This window comes from Streptomyces sp. NPDC002232, assembly GCF_042890295.1.
Taxonomy (GTDB): Bacteria; Actinomycetota; Actinomycetes; order Streptomycetales; family Streptomycetaceae; genus Streptomyces.
This window is the reverse complement of the sequence record NZ_JBIARV010000001.1, coordinates 1,421,439-1,438,781: the sequence shown is the minus strand read 5'-3', so window position 1 is coordinate 1,438,781 and position 17,343 is coordinate 1,421,439. Positions and strand designations below refer to the sequence as shown.

At 71.1% G+C, this 17,343-nt stretch carries 17 protein-coding genes; 5 read left to right on the top strand and 12 right to left on the bottom strand.

From position 1 onward, the window contains the following. Positions 1-27 precede the first annotated feature (27 nt). The gene (locus ACFYXU_RS06685) at positions 28-213 is read left to right on the top strand and encodes a hypothetical protein (protein ID WP_329849766.1); all 186 of its coding nucleotides are present in this window, start codon (positions 28-30) and stop codon (positions 211-213) included. A gap of 24 nt (positions 214-237) precedes the next feature. Here ACFYXU_RS06685 and ACFYXU_RS06680 read toward each other — a convergent pair whose 3' ends face one another. Continuing rightward, positions 238-591: a metal-sensitive transcriptional regulator gene (locus tag ACFYXU_RS06680; protein WP_229844235.1), complete on the bottom strand. Its 354-nt coding sequence runs from the start codon at positions 589-591 to the stop codon at positions 238-240. Positions 592-784: 193 nt separating this feature from the next. On the opposite strand from ACFYXU_RS06680, the gene ACFYXU_RS06675 reads away from it, so the two are divergent. Both ACFYXU_RS06675 and ACFYXU_RS06670 read left to right on the top strand, forming a co-directional pair. Further along, positions 785-1,405 carry a DUF47 domain-containing protein gene (locus ACFYXU_RS06675; protein ID WP_015035093.1) on the top strand — a complete coding sequence of 207 codons (621 nt, stop codon included), beginning with the start codon at positions 785-787 and terminating at the stop codon, positions 1,403-1,405. A 5-nt stretch (positions 1,406-1,410) separates the two neighbouring features. Beyond that, positions 1,411-2,409, top strand: coding sequence for an inorganic phosphate transporter (locus tag ACFYXU_RS06670; protein WP_329849770.1), 999 nt, complete (start codon positions 1,411-1,413; stop codon positions 2,407-2,409). Positions 2,410-2,517: 108 nt separating this feature from the next. On the opposite strand, the gene pstB is transcribed toward ACFYXU_RS06670, so the two are convergent. From pstB to mshD, 11 genes are all read right to left on the bottom strand, one after another. After that, positions 2,518-3,294 carry a phosphate ABC transporter ATP-binding protein PstB gene (gene pstB / locus ACFYXU_RS06665; RefSeq protein ID WP_329849772.1) on the bottom strand — a complete coding sequence of 259 codons (777 nt, stop codon included), beginning with the start codon at positions 3,292-3,294 and terminating at the stop codon, positions 2,518-2,520. A 25-nt stretch (positions 3,295-3,319) separates the two neighbouring features. After that, positions 3,320-4,393, bottom strand: coding sequence for a phosphate ABC transporter permease PstA (gene pstA / locus ACFYXU_RS06660; protein ID WP_389456700.1), 1,074 nt, complete (start codon positions 4,391-4,393; stop codon positions 3,320-3,322). After that, positions 4,390-5,364 carry a phosphate ABC transporter permease subunit PstC gene (gene pstC / locus ACFYXU_RS06655; RefSeq protein WP_329849774.1) on the bottom strand — a complete coding sequence of 325 codons (975 nt, stop codon included), beginning with the start codon at positions 5,362-5,364 and terminating at the stop codon, positions 4,390-4,392. Before pstC ends, pstA begins: the two co-directional genes overlap by 4 nt. Positions 5,365-5,490: 126 nt before the next feature. After that, the gene (gene pstS / locus ACFYXU_RS06650; protein ID WP_376509773.1) at positions 5,491-6,633 is read right to left on the bottom strand and encodes a phosphate ABC transporter substrate-binding protein PstS; all 1,143 of its coding nucleotides are present in this window, start codon (positions 6,631-6,633) and stop codon (positions 5,491-5,493) included. 613 nt (positions 6,634-7,246) lie between these two features. Beyond that, positions 7,247-7,654 (bottom strand): NUDIX hydrolase, encoded by a 408-nt coding sequence (locus ACFYXU_RS06645; protein ID WP_389407630.1) that lies wholly within the window; start codon positions 7,652-7,654, stop codon positions 7,247-7,249. Further along, positions 7,651-8,637: a CHAD domain-containing protein gene (locus ACFYXU_RS06640; RefSeq protein WP_329849778.1), complete on the bottom strand. Its 987-nt coding sequence runs from the start codon at positions 8,635-8,637 to the stop codon at positions 7,651-7,653. The genes ACFYXU_RS06645 and ACFYXU_RS06640 overlap by 4 nt, the downstream gene beginning before the upstream one ends. Then, the gene (locus tag ACFYXU_RS06635; protein WP_389407629.1) at positions 8,624-10,879 is read right to left on the bottom strand and encodes an RNA degradosome polyphosphate kinase; all 2,256 of its coding nucleotides are present in this window, start codon (positions 10,877-10,879) and stop codon (positions 8,624-8,626) included. Before ACFYXU_RS06635 ends, ACFYXU_RS06640 begins: the two co-directional genes overlap by 14 nt. A gap of 211 nt (positions 10,880-11,090) precedes the next feature. Continuing rightward, positions 11,091-12,059 (bottom strand): hypothetical protein, encoded by a 969-nt coding sequence (locus tag ACFYXU_RS06630; RefSeq protein ID WP_389407628.1) that lies wholly within the window; start codon positions 12,057-12,059, stop codon positions 11,091-11,093. Next, positions 12,056-12,904: an ABC transporter ATP-binding protein gene (locus ACFYXU_RS06625; protein WP_376509767.1), complete on the bottom strand. Its 849-nt coding sequence runs from the start codon at positions 12,902-12,904 to the stop codon at positions 12,056-12,058. Before ACFYXU_RS06625 ends, ACFYXU_RS06630 begins: the two co-directional genes overlap by 4 nt. Next, positions 12,901-13,284 carry a GntR family transcriptional regulator gene (locus ACFYXU_RS06620; RefSeq protein ID WP_376509806.1) on the bottom strand — a complete coding sequence of 128 codons (384 nt, stop codon included), beginning with the start codon at positions 13,282-13,284 and terminating at the stop codon, positions 12,901-12,903. Before ACFYXU_RS06620 ends, ACFYXU_RS06625 begins: the two co-directional genes overlap by 4 nt. Positions 13,285-13,452: 168 nt before the next feature. Beyond that, positions 13,453-14,379, bottom strand: a complete 927-nt coding sequence (mshD, locus tag ACFYXU_RS06615; RefSeq protein WP_361392630.1) for a mycothiol synthase — start codon at positions 14,377-14,379, stop codon at positions 13,453-13,455. A 152-nt stretch (positions 14,380-14,531) separates the two neighbouring features. On the opposite strand from mshD, the gene ACFYXU_RS06610 reads away from it, so the two are divergent. Further along, the gene (locus ACFYXU_RS06610) at positions 14,532-16,361 is read left to right on the top strand and encodes a bifunctional metallophosphatase/5'-nucleotidase (protein ID WP_389407627.1); all 1,830 of its coding nucleotides are present in this window, start codon (positions 14,532-14,534) and stop codon (positions 16,359-16,361) included. 111 nt (positions 16,362-16,472) lie between these two features. Beyond that, complete coding sequence (locus tag ACFYXU_RS06605; protein WP_389407626.1) at positions 16,473-17,336, top strand: phosphatidylinositol-specific phospholipase C; 864 nt, start codon at positions 16,473-16,475, stop codon at positions 17,334-17,336. Positions 17,337-17,343: the final 7 nt, after the last annotated feature.

Here is a 17,343-nt window from a genome sequence, read left to right as displayed (position 1 = left end):
GAGACCGACGCCGGCAGGAAGAGGTGGATGCGCGTGGCCCCGCCCGGTACAGCAACCGTGCCCGCAGACCCGGACTGCGTCGCCCTCGCCGAGATCGAGCTCTGCGGAGAGCTGATCATCGCGGCGTCGGCCGCCGACGGGGAACGGCTCAGCGACGACCGGATCGACGAGGTCCTGCGGGTGGCGGCGGAGCGGGCCGCGGAGGAACGCTGAGGGTGCGGTCCCGCCCCGCCCGCCTCAGGTGCGCATCATGCGGGCGATGGCCTTCGTGGCCTCCTCGACCTTCTCGTCGATGCCCGAGCCGGTCGCCGCCGCGTCCGCGACGCAGTGCCGCAGGTGCTCCTCCAGGAGCTGGAGCGCGAAGGACTGGAGCGCCTTCGTGGAGGCGGAGACCTGCGTGAGTATGTCGATGCAGTAGACGTCCTCGTCGACCATCCGCTGCAGACCCCGGATCTGGCCCTCGATCCGGCGGAGCCGCTTGAGGTGCTCGTCCTTCTGCTTGTGGTAGCCGTGCACGCCGTGACCGTGGTCGGCCGGCTCGACGGCCTCGACGGCCTCGGGGGTGACCTGGTCCGCCTCGGTGGTCGTCATCGCGTCCTCCCGTTGTCCAGAAAAGGGGGTGTATACCCCTCGTGGGTATATGGTACCGATCCCCGCCGGTCCGGGCGGGGGCCCGTGCAGTTCACTGTGCCTGATGGGCGACACTGAGAGACGCCGGTTAGCCGTGGCCGGATGATGCGCCTAGCATCAGCCTGACCGAAACCCAGCACCCCGAGGACCTCACGTGCGATTTCGTCTGACCCCCAGGGAGACGAGCTTCTACGACATGTTCGCCGCGTCCGCGGACAACATCGTCACGGGCTCGAAGCTCCTGATGGAACTGCTCGGAGCGGAGCCTTCCGCCCGGGCCGAGATCGCGGAGCGGATGCGGGCAGCGGAGCACGCCGGTGACGACGCCACCCACGCGATCTTCCACCAGCTGAACTCCTCCTTCATCACGCCGTTCGACCGCGAGGACATCTACAACCTCGCGTCGTCCCTCGACGACATCATGGACTTCATGGAGGAGGCCGTCGACCTGGTCGTCCTCTACAACGTCGAGGAACTCCCCAAGGGCGTCGAGCAGCAGATCGAGGTCCTCGCGCGGGCGGCGGAGCTGACCGCCGAGGCGATGCCGAACCTGCGGACGATGGCCAACCTCACCGAGTACTGGATCGAGGTCAACCGGCTCGAGAACCAGGCCGACCAGATCCACCGCAAGCTGCTCGCGACGCTCTTCAACGGCAAGTACGACGCCATCGAGGTGCTGAAGCTCAAGCAGATCGTCGACGTGCTGGAAGAGGCGGCCGACGCGTTCGAGCACGTGGCGAACACCGTGGAGACCATCGCGGTCAAGGAGTCCTGAGCTTCGTGGACACCTTCGCTCTGATCGTGACCATCGGTGTCGCGCTCGGCTTCACGTATACGAACGGCTTCCACGACTCGGCCAACGCCATCGCCACCTCGGTGTCGACCCGGGCGCTCACGCCCCGGGCGGCGCTCGCGATGGCGGCGGTCATGAACCTCGCCGGTGCCTTCATGGGCAGCGGCGTCGCCAAGACGGTCAGTGAGGGGCTCATCGAGACCCCGACCGGCGACAAGGGGATGGGCATCCTCTTCGCCGCGCTCGTCGGCGCGATCATCTGGAACCTTGTCACCTGGTACTTCGGACTGCCGTCCTCCTCCTCGCACGCCCTCTTCGGCGGCATGGTGGGCGCGGCGCTGGCCGGCGGCACCGAGGTGATCTGGGGCGGCGTCCTGGACAAGGTCGTCATCCCGATGTTCGTCTCCCCGGTGGTCGGCCTCGTGGTCGGCTACCTGGTCATGTGCGCGATCCTGTGGATGTTCCGCAAGGCCAACCCGCACAAGGCCAAGCGCGGCTTCCGGATCGCGCAGACGGTGTCGGCGGCCGGCATGGCGCTCGGCCACGGTCTCCAGGACGCGCAGAAGACCATGGGCATCGTGGTGATGGCCCTGGTCATCGCCGACGTCCAGCAGGCGGGCGACGACATTCCGGTGTGGGTGAAGATCGCCTGTGCCGTGATGCTGTCGCTCGGCACGTACGCGGGCGGCTGGCGCATCATGCGCACCCTCGGCCGCAAGATCATCGAGCTCGACCCGCCGCAGGGCTTCGCGGCGGAGACGACCGGTGCGTCGATCATGTTCGGCTCGGCGTTCCTGTTCCACGCGCCGATCTCGACCACGCACGTCATCACCTCCGCGATCATGGGCGTCGGCGCGACGAAGCGCGTCAACGCGGTCCGGTGGGGCGTCGCCAAGAACATCATCCTCGGCTGGTTCATCACCATGCCGGCGGCCGCGCTGGTCGCCGCGCTGAGCTACTACGTGGTGCAGCTGCTGTTCGGCTGAGTGGTTCCGTACGGAAATGGGCCCGGCTCCCCTGTGGGGGAGCCGGGCCCTTCGTCATTACGGTGGCACCGCCATGCAGCACCGTAAGACGGTCTGGGGGAGCGCGGTCTAGCCGAAGCGGCCGGAGATGTAGTCCTCGGTCGCCTGGACGCTCGGGTTGGAGAAGATGCGCTCGGTGTCGTCGAGCTCGATCAGCTTGCCGGGCTGGCCGACGGCCGCCAGGTTGAAGAAGGCCGTGCGGTCCGAGACGCGGGCCGCCTGCTGCATGTTGTGCGTCACGATGACGATCGTGAAGCGCTCCTTCAGCTCGCCGATCAGGTCCTCGATGGCGAGGGTGGAGATCGGGTCGAGGGCCGAGCAGGGCTCGTCCATCAGCAGGACGTCGGGCTCGACCGCGATCGCGCGGGCGATGCACAGACGCTGCTGCTGACCGCCGGAGAGGCCGGAGCCCGGCTTGTTGAGGCGGTCCTTGACCTCGTTCCAGAGGTTGGCGCCCTTGAGCGACTTCTCGACGATGTCGTTCAGCTGGGACTTCTTGTACTTGCCGTTGAGCCGCAGGCCCGCCGCCACGTTGTCGAAGATCGACATGGTGGGGAAGGGGTTGGGGCGCTGGAAGACCATGCCGACGGTGCGGCGCACGGCGACCGGGTCGACGTTCGTCCCGTACAGGTTCTCGTCGTCCAGCATCACCTTGCCCTCGACGCGGCCGCCGGGGGTGACCTCGTGCATGCGGTTCAGGGTGCGCAGGAAGGTGGACTTGCCGCAGCCGGAGGGGCCGATGAAGGCCGTCACGGAGCGGGGCTCGACGGTCATCGAGATGTCGTCGATCGCCTTGTGGGTGCCGTAGTAGGCGGACAGGCCGCTGACGTCGATGCGCTTGGCCATGTGAATCACTTCCAATGTGCCGCGGTCAGCGGCCGGTCTTCGGGGCCTTCCAGCGGGCGATGCCGCGGGCCACCAGGTTGAGGATCATGACGAAGGCGATCAGGACGAGCGCGGCGGCCCAGGCACGGGCCACGGCGGCGTCGGTGCCGACCGCGTACTGCTCGTACACGTAGAGCGGCAGGGAGGACTGGGCACCTTCGAAGGGGTTCGGGTTGATGAGCTTCGTACCGAACACGAGGAGCAGGATCGGGGCCGTCTCACCGGTGATGCGGGCCACCGCGAGCATGACGCCCGTGGTGATGCCGCCGATCGCGGTGGGCAGGACCACCTTCAGGATGGTGCGCCACTTGGGGATGCCGAGGGCGAGGGAGGCCTCGCGGAGCTCGTTCGGGACGAGCTTGAGCATCTCCTCGGTGGAGCGGACCACGACCGGCACCATCAGGATGGCGAGGGCCATCGCGCCGGCGAAACCGGAGGGGCCGAAGCCCAGCATCAGGTTCCAGGTGGCGAGGATGAAGAGGCCGGCGACGATCGACGGGATGCCCGTCATGACGTCGACGAAGAAGGTGACGGCCTGGGAGAGCCTTCCGCCGCCGTACTCGACGAGGTAGACGGCGGTGAGGAGGCCGATCGGCGCGGCGATCAGGGTCGCGATGCCGACCTGCTCGATGGTGCCGAGCAGCGCGTGGTAGACGCCGCCGCCGGCCTCGGCGTCGAGGACGCCGTTCATCGAGTGGGTCAGGAAGTAGCCGTCGAGGACGTCGAGGCCCTTGCTGATCGTGACCCAGGCGAGGGAGAGCAGCGGGACGACGGCGAGGACGAAGGAGACCCAGACGAGGCTGGTGGCGACCCGGTCCTTGGCCTGGCGGCTGCCCTCGACCTTGGTGGTCACGGCGAAGGTGACGAGGACGAAGAGCAGGGCGGCGAGCAGGCCCCACTGGACCTTGCTGTGCCAGCCGGCGGCGGCGCCGATGCCGATGCCTCCGGCGATCGAGCCGGCGGCGATGGCGGCCGGGGTCCAGCGGGGGAGCCGGGCGTGCGCGAGCGGCCCGCGCTGCGGGGCGGCCGTGACCGGACGGTCCTGTATGGCGTGGCTCATGCCGCGGCCCCCGAGTACTCCTTGCGGCGGCCGATGATCCAGCGGGCGGCGCCGTTGACCAGCAGGGTGATGACGAAGAGGACGAGACCGGAGGCGATCAGGGCGTCCCGGCCGAACTCGTTGGCCTCGTTGAACTTGGCGGCGATGTTCTGCGCGAAGGTGCCGCCGCCCGGGTCGAGGAGGTGGCCCGAGAGGACGAAGCTGGGCGAGAGGACCACGGCGACGGCCATGGTCTCGCCGAGTGCGCGGCCGAGGCCCAGCATGGAGGCGGAGATGATGCCGGAGCGGCCGAAGGGCAGCACCGACATGCGGATGACCTCCCAGCGCGTGGCGCCGAGGGCGAGGGCGGCTTCCTCGTGCATCCGGGGGACCTGGAGGAAGACCTCGCGGGTCACGTTGGTGATGATCGGCAGGATCATGATCGCCAGCAGGATGCCCACGGTGAAGAGGTTGCGGGCGACGCCGTCCTGGGACTTGTCGAAGATGTACGTCCAGCCCAGGTACTGGTCGAGCCACTGGTTCAGGCCGCCCAGGTACGGGACCAGGAAGATCGCGCCCCAGAGGCCGTAGATGATGCTGGGCACGGCGGCGAGCAGGTCGACGACGTACGCGAGCGGCTTGGCGAGCCTGCGCGGGGCGTAGTGCGAGATGAAGAGGGCGATCCCGATCGCGACGGGCACGGCGATGAGCATCGCGATGATCGAGGAGACGATCGTGCCGAAGGCGAGGACGGCGATGCCGAAGACCGGGGGGTTGTTCGCCGGGTTCCACTCGAAGGTGGTGAAGAAGTTGGTGCTGTCCTTCGAGATGGCGAGGACGGCACGGTAGGTCAGGAAGACCGCGATCGCGGCCATGATCACGAGGAGGGTGATGCCGGAGCCTCGGGAGAGGCCGCTGAAGATGCGGTCCCCGGGGCGGGTCGCGCTCTTGGCGCGCCGGCTCCTTTGTATGTCTGGTGTGGTGGTAGCCATCTGTTCTTCTCCGGTCTGCGGGTCCCGTGCGTCCCTCGGTCGAGGGGGGACGGGGCCCTGGCGGCGGTGCACCGGATGCCGGGGCCGGCCCCTCCAGGACGGTGGGGGGCCGGACCCGGCCGGGGGTCAGGACAGGGTGGGGACGATCGCGCGGACCTTGGCCGCGATCTCGGCCGGGAGCGGGGCGTAGCCGGCGTCGGCGAGGACCTTCTGGCCCTCCTCGCTGGCGGTGTAGGTGAGGAACGCCTTCAGGGTCGGCAGGGTCTCCGCCTTGTTGCCCTTGTCGCAGGCGATCTCGTACGTGACCAGGGTGAGCGGGTAGGCGCCCTCGGCCTTGGTCGTGTAGTCGAGGGAGAGGGCCAGGTCGCTGCCGGTGCCCTTGACCTTGGCGGCGGCGATGGCCTTCGAGGCGTTCTCCGTGGAGGCGGCGACCGGGGCGGCGGCACCGGTGTTGATGCTGACCGTGGAGATCTTGCTGGCCGTGGCGTAGGAGAGCTCGAAGTAGCCGATGGAGCCCTCGGCGTCCTTGACCGCGGTGGCGACACCGGAGGAGCCGTTGGCGGCCTGGCCGCCCGGGGCGGGCCACGACTTCGTCTTCGGGTCGTACTTCCAGTCGGCCTTCGCGGTGGCCGAGAGGTACTTGCCCAGGTTCTGCGTGGTGCCCGACTCGTCCGAGCGGTGGAAGGCCTGGATGGTGGTGTCGGGGAGCTTCGCGCCCGGGTTCAGCTTGGCGATCGCCGGGTCGTTCCACTTGGTGATCTTCGTGTCGAAGATCTTGGCGAGGGTGGGGGCGTCCAGGACCAGGTTGTCCACGCCGTCCAGCTTGTAGCCGATGGCGATGGGGCCGCCGACCATCGGCAGGTTGACGCCCTTGCCGCCCTTGCAGATCTTCTGCGACTCGGCGACCTCTTCGTCCTTCAGGGCGGAGTCGGAGCCGGCGAAGGTCACCTGGCCCTGGTTGAACTTGGTGATGCCGCCGCCGGAGCCGATGGCCTGGTAGTTGACCTCGACACCGGAGCAGGCGGCCTGGAAGTTCTTGACCCACAGGTCCATCGCGTTCTTCTGCGCGCTGGAGCCGGCGGCGAGCAGCTGGCCCTTGGCACCGTCACACGCGATGTTCGACGCGGCGGCGGAGGTCTTGGTGCCGCCGTCCTTGGTCGGGGTCTCCGTGTTGTTGTCCGAGCCACACGCCGAGAGGACGAGCGCACCGGAGACGACGAGGGCACCGATCGCGGAGGCGCGAAGCCCGTTCTTGCGCGAAAGCTTCACTTTCGGGTGTTCCTTCCAGAAGCCGCCTTGTCGCGGGGCGCGGACCGGGTGTCCTGACCGTTGTACGGCGGCGTGTGTCGGTTGGTGGGTGCGTTGCTGTGCTCCGTGCACCCTGTAAGGCCGAAATTAGGCAGATCAGGTGAAGCGGTCTGCGGGGGAGAGTGAACGGGAAGTGAACCGTGCCGGAAGCCCGGGTGCGGGGGCACGTCCGTGGGGGCGGATGGGCTGTTGCGGGCCCGCGCCCGCGCCCGGCCGTTGTGGGCCTGCGCCCCACCGTTGTGGGCAGGCGTTCCGCAAGGGGCGGAACGGGTGGGCACAACGGACCCGCGCCCTTCCGGCGCCAGAGGCTGCTGTGCCTGGCCCGCACCGCCAGGTGCGGCACATGGTGGTGCGGGTCAGGGCGCGGACGCGGAGGCGCCGCGAGAGGGCGCCGTCCCGTGTGCCCACCCGTCCCGCCCAGCGGGACGATTGCCCACACGGGGCGTGGGCGGCGGGCCCACGCGCGGCGCGGGCCCGCCGAGGTGCGGGCGCACGCCGGGGTGGGTGGATGGACCGCCCACGCGGGCCCACGCGCGGGCGCGGCCCGGGGCGGGTCTAGGGCCGCGCAAGCCGGTCAGGTCGGGGTGGTGGTCAAGGCCGTGTCCAGGAGGGTGCGGTCTCGGTGTTGGGTGAGGCGGTGGCGGGCCGACGACGGGGGGAGCCAGAGGAGGGCGTCGACCTCGCGGGTGGGGACGAAGCCGCCGTCCAGGGCGCGGGCCGACCAGTACGCGACCTCCTTGGGGCGGCCGGCCACCCAGTAGTGCGCCGTGGGCAGGCGGGCGCCGAGCTCGCAGCGGCGGCCCGTCTCCTCCAGGACCTCGCGGAGCGCGCACGCCTCCGCCGTCTCGCCGCGCTTCCGCTTGCCCTTCGGGTGCGACCAGTCGTCCCACTTCGGCCGGTGGACCAGGGCGATCTCGATGCCCTGGCCGGAAACCGACGGCCGCCACAGGACGCAGCCCGCGGCCAGGATGGGGGTGGTCATGGGACCGGGGCCGTCGTTCTGCGCCAGGCGCGCTGGAAGGAGAAGCGGGCCGCTTCCACCTCGTGGCGCTGGTCGGCGTGCAGGACGCCCAGGGCGTAGGCGGTGGCCGGGGCGATCCGCGGGGTGCGGGCCGCGGTGGCCGCCGCCGTCGCGGCCTCGGCGGCGTCGCGGTGCCGGTCCAGGGCCCGGGCCGCCTCGTAGAGGACGGAGTCGGGTTCGCCGCCGGTGTGCAGGGCCTCGGTGGCGTACCGGTGCAGACGCAGCAGGGCCCGGGTGTGGTGCCAGGGCGCGTCCTGGCCCTCACCGGCGGCGAGGGCGAGGGCTTCCGCGTTGTACGGGTGGGCCGCCCGGTTCAGCGGGAGTGCGGCGACCGCGTCCTGGAGGCGTCGCGCGGCGAGGTCGGCGGGGGCGTCGATGACCTCGACGGCCGGGGCCGCGCCGGCGGGTCCGAGGGGCACCTCGGAGGCGAGGAGCGCGACGGCGTCGGCGATCGCGTGGAAGCGGGCGGAGCCGAGGGCCTGGAGGGAGGCCGAGTGGGCGCGCGTGCGGGCCAGGGTCAGCTGGCGTTCGAGGAGTGCGCCGGCGCGGGCGGCCCCGACCGTGAGGCCGGGTCCGCCCTCGGTGTTCCGGGCCGCGGGGACCGGGCCGCTGCCGTTCGACAGCCGGGACAGCGCGTCCACCAGGCGGACGAGGCGGGAGGTGCAGGCCTGCTCCAGGGCCAGGGTTCCCGAGAGCCAGGCGAGCTCGGTGCGCAGCTGGTCGGCCCAGGCGGTGTCGAGCAGCGGGCGGAAGGTGTGGAGGGTGCCGCCGATCCGGCGGGCCGCGGCCCGCAGCGTACGGGCCGCTTCCTCCGCTCCGGCCGTGTCGGAGCCGCTCTCGCCGTGCAGGCGCAGGCCGCGGAGGAAGTCCGCGGCCCGCGCGTGCAGGTAGGGGGCGAGGACCTCGCCCGCCGTGACGTCCTGCGAGTGGTCAGGGTTGTGCACGCCGGCGCCTCCGCGCGTCGATGAGCATCTCCTGGACGTGCCGCAGGGGCCGGCCCTCGGGGTCGGTCGCGTGCCGCGTCCAGTTCCCGTCGGGGCCGAGGTGCCAGGAGGAGGTGGTGTCGGACATCCCGGTCTCCAGGAGCCGGGTGAGTGCGGCCCGGTGGGCCGGGTCGGAGACCCGTACGAGGGCCTCGATCCGGCGGTCCAGGTTGCGGTGCATCATGTCGGCGCTGCCGAACCAGACCTCGGGTTCGCCGCCGTTGCCGAAGGCGAAGATCCGGGAGTGCTCCAGGAAGCGGCCGAGGATCGAGCGGACCCGGATGTTCTCCGAGAGGCCGGTGACGCCGGGGCGCACGGCGCAGATGCCGCGGACCCAGATGTCGACGGGGACGCCGGCCCGGGAGGCCTGGTAGCAGGCGTCGATGATCGCTTCGTCGACCATCGAGTTGACCTTGATGCGGACGTACGCCGGGCGGCCCGCGCGGTGGTGGGCGATCTCCTTGGTGATCCGGGAGACCAGTCCGTCGCGGAGCGACTTGGGGGCGGTGAGCAGGCGCCGGTACGTCTCGCGGCGGGAGTATCCGGAGAGCCGGTTGAACAGGTCGGAGAGGTCCGCGCCGACCTGCGGGTCCGCGGTGAGCAGGCCGAGGTCCTCGTAGAGGCGGGCCGTCTTCGGGTGGTAGTTGCCGGTGCCGACGTGCGAGTACCGGCGCAGCAGCTCGCCCTCCTGGCGTACGACGAGCGACAGCTTGCAGTGGGTCTTGAGGCCGACGAGGCCGTAGACGACGTGGCAGCCGGCCTCCTCCAGCTTCCGCGCCCACTTGATGTTGGCCTGCTCGTCGAAGCGGGCCTTGATCTCGACGAGGACGAGGACCTGCTTGCCGGACTCAGCGGCGTCGATGAGGGCGTCGACTATCGGGGAGTCGCCGGAGGTCCGGTAGAGCGTCTGCTTGATCGCGAGGACGTCGGGGTCGGCCGCCGCCTGCTCCAGGAAGGCCTGGACGGAGGTGGAGAAGGAGTCGTACGGGTGGTGGAGCAGCACGTCCCGTTCGCGCAGCGCGGCGAAGACGTCCGGCGCGGACGCGGACTCGACCTCGGCGAGGTCGCGGTGGGTGCCGGCGACGAACTTGGGGTACTTCAGTTCCGGCCGGTCCTGTCCGGCGATCCCGAAGAGGCCGGTGAGGTCGAGCGGTCCGGGCAGCGGATAGACCTCGGCGTCGGAGACCTTCAGCTCGCGGACCAGCAGGTCGAGGACGTAGGGGTCGATGGACTCCTCGACCTCCAGGCGCACCGGGGGCCCGAAGCGGCGCCGCATGAGCTCCTTCTCCAGGGCCTGGAGCAGGTTCTCCGCGTCGTCCTCCTCGACCTCCAGGTCCTCGTTCCTGGTCACCCGGAACATGTGGTGCGCGAGCACCTCCATGCCGGGGAACAGCTCCTCCAGGTGCGCCGCGATCACGTCCTCCAGGGGGACGTAGCGCTGCGGGGAGGCCTCCAGGAAGCGGGAGAGCAGCGGCGGCACCTTCACGCGCGCGAAGTGGCGGTGGCCGCTGACCGGATTGCGTACGACCACGGCGAGGTTGAGGCTCAGGCCGGAGATGTACGGGAAGGGGTGCGCCGGGTCCACGGCGAGCGGGGTGAGGACCGGGAAGATCTGCTGCCGGAAGAGCGTGAAGAGCCGGGCCTGCTCCTTCTCCGTGAGCTCGGGCCAGCGGATCAGGTGGATGCCCTCGTCGGCGAGGGCGGGGGCGACGTCCTGCTGGTAGCAGGCGGCGTGCCGGGCCATGAGCTCGCGGGAGCGCGTCCAGATCAGGTCGAGGACCTCGCGGGGCTGGAGGCCGGAGGCGGACCGGGTGGCGACGCCGGTGGCGATGCGGCGCTTCAGGCCGGCGACGCGGACCATGAAGAACTCGTCCAGGTTCGAGGCGAAAATCGCGAGGAAGTTCGCCCGTTCCAGGAGGGGTGTCGTGGGGTCCTCGGCGAGCTCCAGGACGCGCTCGTTGAAGGCGAGCCAGCTGCGTTCCCGGTCGAGGAAGCGGCCCTGCGGCAGCTCGGCGCCGAGTGCGCCGTCGTCCTTGAGCGTGTCGGGATCGGAGTCGAGCTCGGCGTCGAGGTCGGTCACGACGGTCCCGTTCGCCACGTGCGCGCGGTGGGTGGTGAGGGAACCGAAGGAGGACGTTCCGGACGACGGGGCGGACGGCGTGGCGGAGGGCTGGACCGGGACCTCGGCGGGCTGCTGGCTCATGGCCCCATTGTTCCGCGCGGAGGGGTGGTCGGGCGCGTCGGAGCGGGCCGTGGGGGAGGGAAGTCTCCCTTTGGGGAGGGCGGACACGGAGCGCTTCATTGCGTGAGCGTCGCAAGCGCTTCTGAATGGCCGGTAACGACGACATGACGTACGGGAATCGGGGGCGGGGCCCTTGTCGGGGCCCCGCCCCCCTTTCCGGGCCCTTGCCGCCCTACGGGTGGCGGGCGCGCAGGACGCGGAAGGCGGTGAGGACGGCGAGGGCGGCGAGGGCGAGGAGGATGCCGGTCTCGACGAGCTGGAGGGGCCAGAAGTGGGTGGACGGGTGGAAGTCGACGAAGTCGGCGACCCCGCCGCGCCCGATCATGCAGTCGCGCGCGGTCTCCGCCCGGGTCGAGCAGTACTCCCAGCCCACGCGGTCGCCGGAGGCGGTGACCATGCCGTTGCCCAGCACCCAGGCGTCGGACACGCGCAGGGACAGCTCGCGGCCGGTCAGGGTGTCGGCGGGCCACAGTCCGGGCCGCAGCCAGGCCAGGGCGAGCAGGAGGCCGGTGGTGGCCGCGACGGTCACGCCCATGGCGACGACGGTCCGCCGCACGAGGAGGCCGACGAGCGTCCCGAGGGCGGTGCCCAGGAGGGCGTGGGCCACGGGCAGGGTGCCGATCGAGGCGTAGATGGTGGGGTCGTACCAGTACGTCGGGAAGTCGTTGGAGGGTCCCGTCGACCACGACCAGTGGAAGACGAGGCTCAGCAGCGGGACGCAGGTGACGACGAGGGCGGTCGGCACCGCGAGTGTGGCGGTGAGCCAGCGCGCGGGGCTGACGGACTGCGTCCACGCCATCTTGTACGTGCCGGTCTCCAGCTCGCGGGCGATCACCGGGCCGGCGACGACCGCTCCGAGCAGCACGGGCAGGGCGATCATGCCGAGGCCGACGTACTCCACCAGGTGGCGGGCCAGCCACCGGTCGTCGGTGTACTCGCGGACGGCCTGGAAGCAGGACCGGTCGGTGCTGTCGACGGCGCAGTGCGCGGCCCGCAGCGCTTCGGCGGCGCCGTCGGACCACAGGCGCGCCGTGATCAGCACGGCGGCCGCGGCGACGGCCAGGGCCAGGGCCGTCCACAGTGCCGGACGGTGCTGGCGGACCGTCACCCAGTAGGGGCCCCTGAGCGCGAGGGCGGTCATGCGGAGGCTCCTTCGAGGGTGCGCGAGGCGCGGAGGTGGGCGAGGAGGAGCTCCTCCAGGGAGGGCGCGGTGGCGGTCCAGGGGCCCTCGACCGGGCCCTTCCGCCGTACCAGGGCGGTGAGCTGACGGCCCGTGGTGCGGGAGTCGACGACGGCGTGCGGGGCGAGGTCGCCGACCGGGCCGGTCAGCAGGGTGTGGGCGGCGATCAGTTCGTCGATCTGCCCGTCGAGCCGGATGCCGCCGTCGTGGACGAGGAGCAGGTGGTCGCAGGTGCCCTCCAGTTCGGTGAGGACGTGCGAGGACATGACGACGGTGGTGCCCCGTTCGGCGGCGTCCGCCATGAGCGCGCCCATGAGTTCGTGGCGGCCGAGCGGGTCGAGGTCGGCCATCGGTTCGTCGAGGAGCAGCACGTCGGGCCGCTTTCCGAGGGCGAGCGCGAGGGCGAGGCGGCTGCGCTGGCCGCCGGACAGGGAGCGGACCCGGGCCCCGGGGTCCAGCGGTCCGGCCGCGACCAGTTCCTCGGCGACGGCCCGGTCCCAGCGGTCCGGGTTGAGCTCGCGTCCCATCCGCAGGGTCTCGGCGACGGTGAGGGAGCCGTACAGGGGCTTGTCCTGGGCGACGTACGCGACGCGGTCCCCCTCCGGCGCCACGATCCGGCCCTCCGTCGGGCGCAGCAGGTGGGCCGCCACGGCCAGCAGGGTCGACTTTCCCGCGCCGTTGGGGCCGACGACGGCGACGATCCGTCCGGCGGGCAGCGTGAACGTGCAGTCCCTTAAGGCCCAGGTTCCGCCGCGGCGGCGGTAGCGCAGGCCGAGGCCCTCGGCCTCGATGACCGGGTCGGTCATTCGTCCCCCTCGAAGTGTTCCTTCAGTACGGCGGTGAAGAGCGCGGCGACGTCGTCCCGTTCGAGCCCGGCGGCGCGTGCCCGGCGGGCCCAGTCGGTGAGTTCGCCGCGCAGCGGCGAGTCGGCGGGGCCGGTGCCGAGGGTGGCGCGGACGAAGGTGCCGAGGCCGCGGCGGGCTTCGACGAGGCCGTCGCGTTCGAGCTCGCGGTAGGCCTTGAGCACCGTGTTGGGGTTGATGGCCGTCGCCTCGACGACCTCGCGTGCGGTGGGCAGTCGGTCGCCCGGCTCCAGGAGGCCCATGCGGAGGGCCTGTTTCGTCTGCTGGACGATCTGGAGGTAGGTGGCGACGCCGCTGCGCCGGTCGATGCGGTACTCGACCACGATCCCTTCCACCACCCTTTCACTAATCAAGTAGTGAAAGGGTGGTGGAAAGAAGGGGGCGGTGTCAACCGCCCCCTTTCATTGGGGTGTTCAGGACGTCGGCGCGCTCCGTGTGTTCAGGACGCCGGCGTCCCGCGCCGGTTCAGGACTCCGGTGTCAGGCGCGTGTTCAGGACTCCGTGCGGTACATCAGGTCCACCTCGTGCGTCGTGAAGCCGATCCCCTCGTAGACCCGCACCGCCGCCGTGTTGTCCGCGTCCACGTACAGCATCGCGGTCGGCAGCCCCTGCGCCGCCAGGTGCCGCAGGCCGATCGCGGTCAGCGCCTTGCCGAGACCGCCGCCCTGCGCGTCCGGCAGGATGCCGACCACGTACACCTCGCCGAGCTGCTCCTCGGCGTGCGTCTTCGTCCAGTGGAAGCCGATCAGGCGCCCGTCCCGCTCGGCGAGGAAGAAGCCCTTCGGGTCGAACCACGGCTCGGTCTTCCGGTCGTCCAGGTCCCGCTGGGTGAGCGAGCCCTGCTCCGGGTGGTGCGCGAAGGCGGCGGCGTTGACGGCGAGCCAGGCGGTGTCGTCCGCGCCGGGGTTGAAGGTCCGTACGGTGACGCCCTCGGGCAGCACCGGCTCCGGGATGTCGAGCGGCACCAGGGGGCGGCGCAGCTGGCGCAGTTCGCGGAAGAGCGTCAGGCCGAGGACCTGGGCGAGGTGCCGGGCGGCGGACTTGCCGCCGTGGGCCCAGACGCGCAGTCGCTTGCCGGAGGCGCCCAGCAGGGCGGTGCCGAGCGCCCGGCCGTGGCCCCGGCCCCGGTGGGAGGGGTGCACGACCAGCTCGGCGGCCGGGGCCTCGATCGGGTCGGTCTCCTCCAGCTGGGCGTAGCCGTAGAGCTGGGGGCCGACGGTGAGGAGGAAGTGCCGCACGCCCTCGCGCCGGCCGTGCCGCAGGTAGAGCCGGCCCTGCTCGGACACGGCGTGCAGGCCGTCGGCGTGGTCGGCGGCCTCGAGCAGCTCCAGTACGTCCTGGATCTGCTCGGGCGTGAGCTCGTCATACGTGTGGATCTGCCGTCCCGGTTCGAGGGCCGGTGCCGTGTCGGAAGTCATGGCTACGAGCCTACGGCGACAGTTCGTCAGCCAAGGGCAACTGTCTTGTAACCCGCTCCCCCCTGTTGCGCTACGCGCGTTGACTCTAGGCTGCACGCGCAACGGGGAAGCAGATCAAGGCCGCGAATCGGGGCAAGGGGACTAGGGGAGAGATGGCAGCGACACCGAGGAAGAACAAGACGGCACGGCGCATTCTCGCCGCCGGTGCGGGGCTCGCGACCGTCGGGGCGCTCGTCGCCGCGATGCCGTCGGCCGGGGCGGCCGGTGACTCGTACGCCGCCGGGCACGGCAAGGGCAAGGGCTGGGGGCGGATGGTCGACGTCCAGCTGCTCTCCTTCAACGACCTGCACGGCAACCTGGAGCCGCCGGCCGGCTCCTCCGGCCAGGTCACCCGGACCAAGCCGGACGGGACGACGGAGAAGGTCGACGCCGGTGGCGTCGAGTACCTGGCGACGCACCTGCGCCAGGCCCGCCAGGGGAACCGTTACTCCGTGACCGCGGCGGCCGGCGACATGATCGGTGCCTCTCCGCTGCTCTCCGGGCTCTTCCACGACGAGCCGACCATCGGCGCCCTGAACAAGCTGGACCTGGACGTCACCTCGGTCGGCAACCACGAGTTCGACGAGGGCGCGCGCGAGCTGGCCCGGATGCAGAACGGCGGCTGTCACCCGACGGCCGGCTGTTTCGTCCCGGGCAAGAAGTTCAAGGGCGCCGACTTCCCGTACCTCGCGGCCAACGTGACGAACGAGAAGACCGGCAGGCCGCTGCTCGACCCGTACTTCATCTGGGAGAAGAACGGCGTCCGGATCGGCTTCATCGGCGTGACCCTGGAGGGCACCCCGAACGTCGTCACCGCCGAGGGCGTCAAGGGCCTGAAGTTCGGCGACGAGGTCGAGACGATCAACAAGTACACGAAGATCCTGGAGCGCAAGGGCGTCAAGTCCATCGTCGCCCTGGTGCACGAGGGCGGCCTGCCGGCCTCGCAGTCCGTGAACTACAACTGCGACGGTGACGGCGACGGTGAGGGCGAGGGCGTCTCCGGCGCGATCGTCGACATCGCGAAGAACGTCTCGCCGCAGGTCGACGCGCTGGTCACCGGCCACACGCACCAGGCGTACGTGTGCACCATCCCGGACCCGGCGGGCAAGCCGCGTCTGGTCACCTCGGCCTCGTCGTTCGGCAAGCTGTACACGGACACCACGCTGACCTACGACCGCCGCACCAGGGACATCGTCCGCACCGCGGTCGCCTCGGCCAACCACGTCGTCACGCGTGACGTCCCGAAGGCCCCGGACATGACGAAGCTGATCGAGGACTGGAAGACGATCGCGGCCCCGGTCGCGAACCGCCCGCAGGGCTACATCGCCGCCGACATCAACGGCCGCGGCTCCACGGCGTACGAGAAGCCGCTCGGCGACCTGATCGCCGACGCGCAGCTGGAGGGCCTGGCCCCGGCGGACAAGGGCGGCGCGCAGCTGGCCCTGATGAACCCGGGCGGCATCCGCTCCGACCTCGTGTACAAGGCGTCCGGCGCCGAGGGCGACGGCGTGGTGACCTACGGCGAGTCCTTCACCGTGCAGCCCTTCACCAACATGATGAACGTGGTCGACCTCTCCGGCGCGAACCTGATCGCGGCGCTGAAGCAGCAGGTGAGCGGCTCCAACGAGAGCTCGATCAAGATCCTCCAGGTCTCGAAGGGCCTGACCTACACGCTCGACATGACGAAGACGGGCGCGGCCCGCGTCGTCGACGGCTCGATCAAGCTGAACGGCGTGGCGATCGACCCGTCGAAGACCTACCGCGTCGCGATGAACGAGTTCCTCGCGGGCGGCGGCGACGGCTTCGCGGCCCTGGCCACCGGCACGAACAAGCTGGTCGGCGCCTCGGACCTGGACGTCTTCAACGCCTACCTGGCGGCCCACTCCACGGCGGCCGCCCCGCTCCCGGTCCCGGCCGCGGACCGGATCACGGTCGTCCAGTAGCCGATCGGGCACCCCGGAGGGGGCGGCGCGCCGTTGCGACGGGGCGCCGCCCCCTCTGCCGTGCGTGCGGCACCCTGGTGGTGTTGTGGTGTACCTGTCATAGTCCGGGGCATGGAGCGACGACGTCTACTCATCGGGGCCCTGGGGGCCGGAGCCGCACTGGTCGTCGGGGCGCACGGCGCCTCCGCCGCCTCCGCCGTGGACCCGCGCGCGTGGCTGGGCGGCCACGGGGACGGGACCGACCTGCGGCGGCTCACCATCCCCGGCACCCACGACTCCGGCGCCCGCTTCGGCGGCCCCTGGAGCGAGTGCCAGAACACCACCATCGCCCAGCAACTGGACAGCGGCGTCCGGTTCCTGGACGTGCGGTGCCGGGTGACCGGAGGCTCCTTCGCCATCCACCACGGCGCCTCCTACCAGAACATGATGTTCGGCGACGTCCTCGTCGCCTGCCGGGACTTCCTCGCCGCGCACCCCTCCGAGACCGTCCTCATACGGGTCAAGCAGGAGTACTCCGAGGAGTCCGACGCCGTCTTCCGCGGGGTGTTCGACGACTACCTCGACCGGCGGGGATGGCGCCCGCTCTTCCGCATCGGGGACACCCTGCCGCTCCTCGGCGAGGCCCGCGGGCGGGTCGTGCTCCTCGCCGACAACGGAGGCCTCCCCGGGCTGCGGTGGGCGGACCCGGCCGTCTTCGCCGTCCAGGACGAGTACAACGCCCTGCCCGACGCCAAGTACCCGAAGATCCAAGCCCACTTCCGCGCCGCCGCCACCCAGCCCGGCCGGCTCTACGTGAACTTCGTCAGCACCGCCGCCTACCTCCCGCCCCGCTGGAACTCCGACCGCCTGAACCCCTGGGTCCACGGCTTCCTGGACAGCGCCGAACTCGCCGGCCGCGTCGGCCTCGGCATCGTCCCGCTCGACTTCCCGAACACCCGCCCCGGGCTCGTCGACGCCCTCCTCCGGCACAACTAGGAGCCGC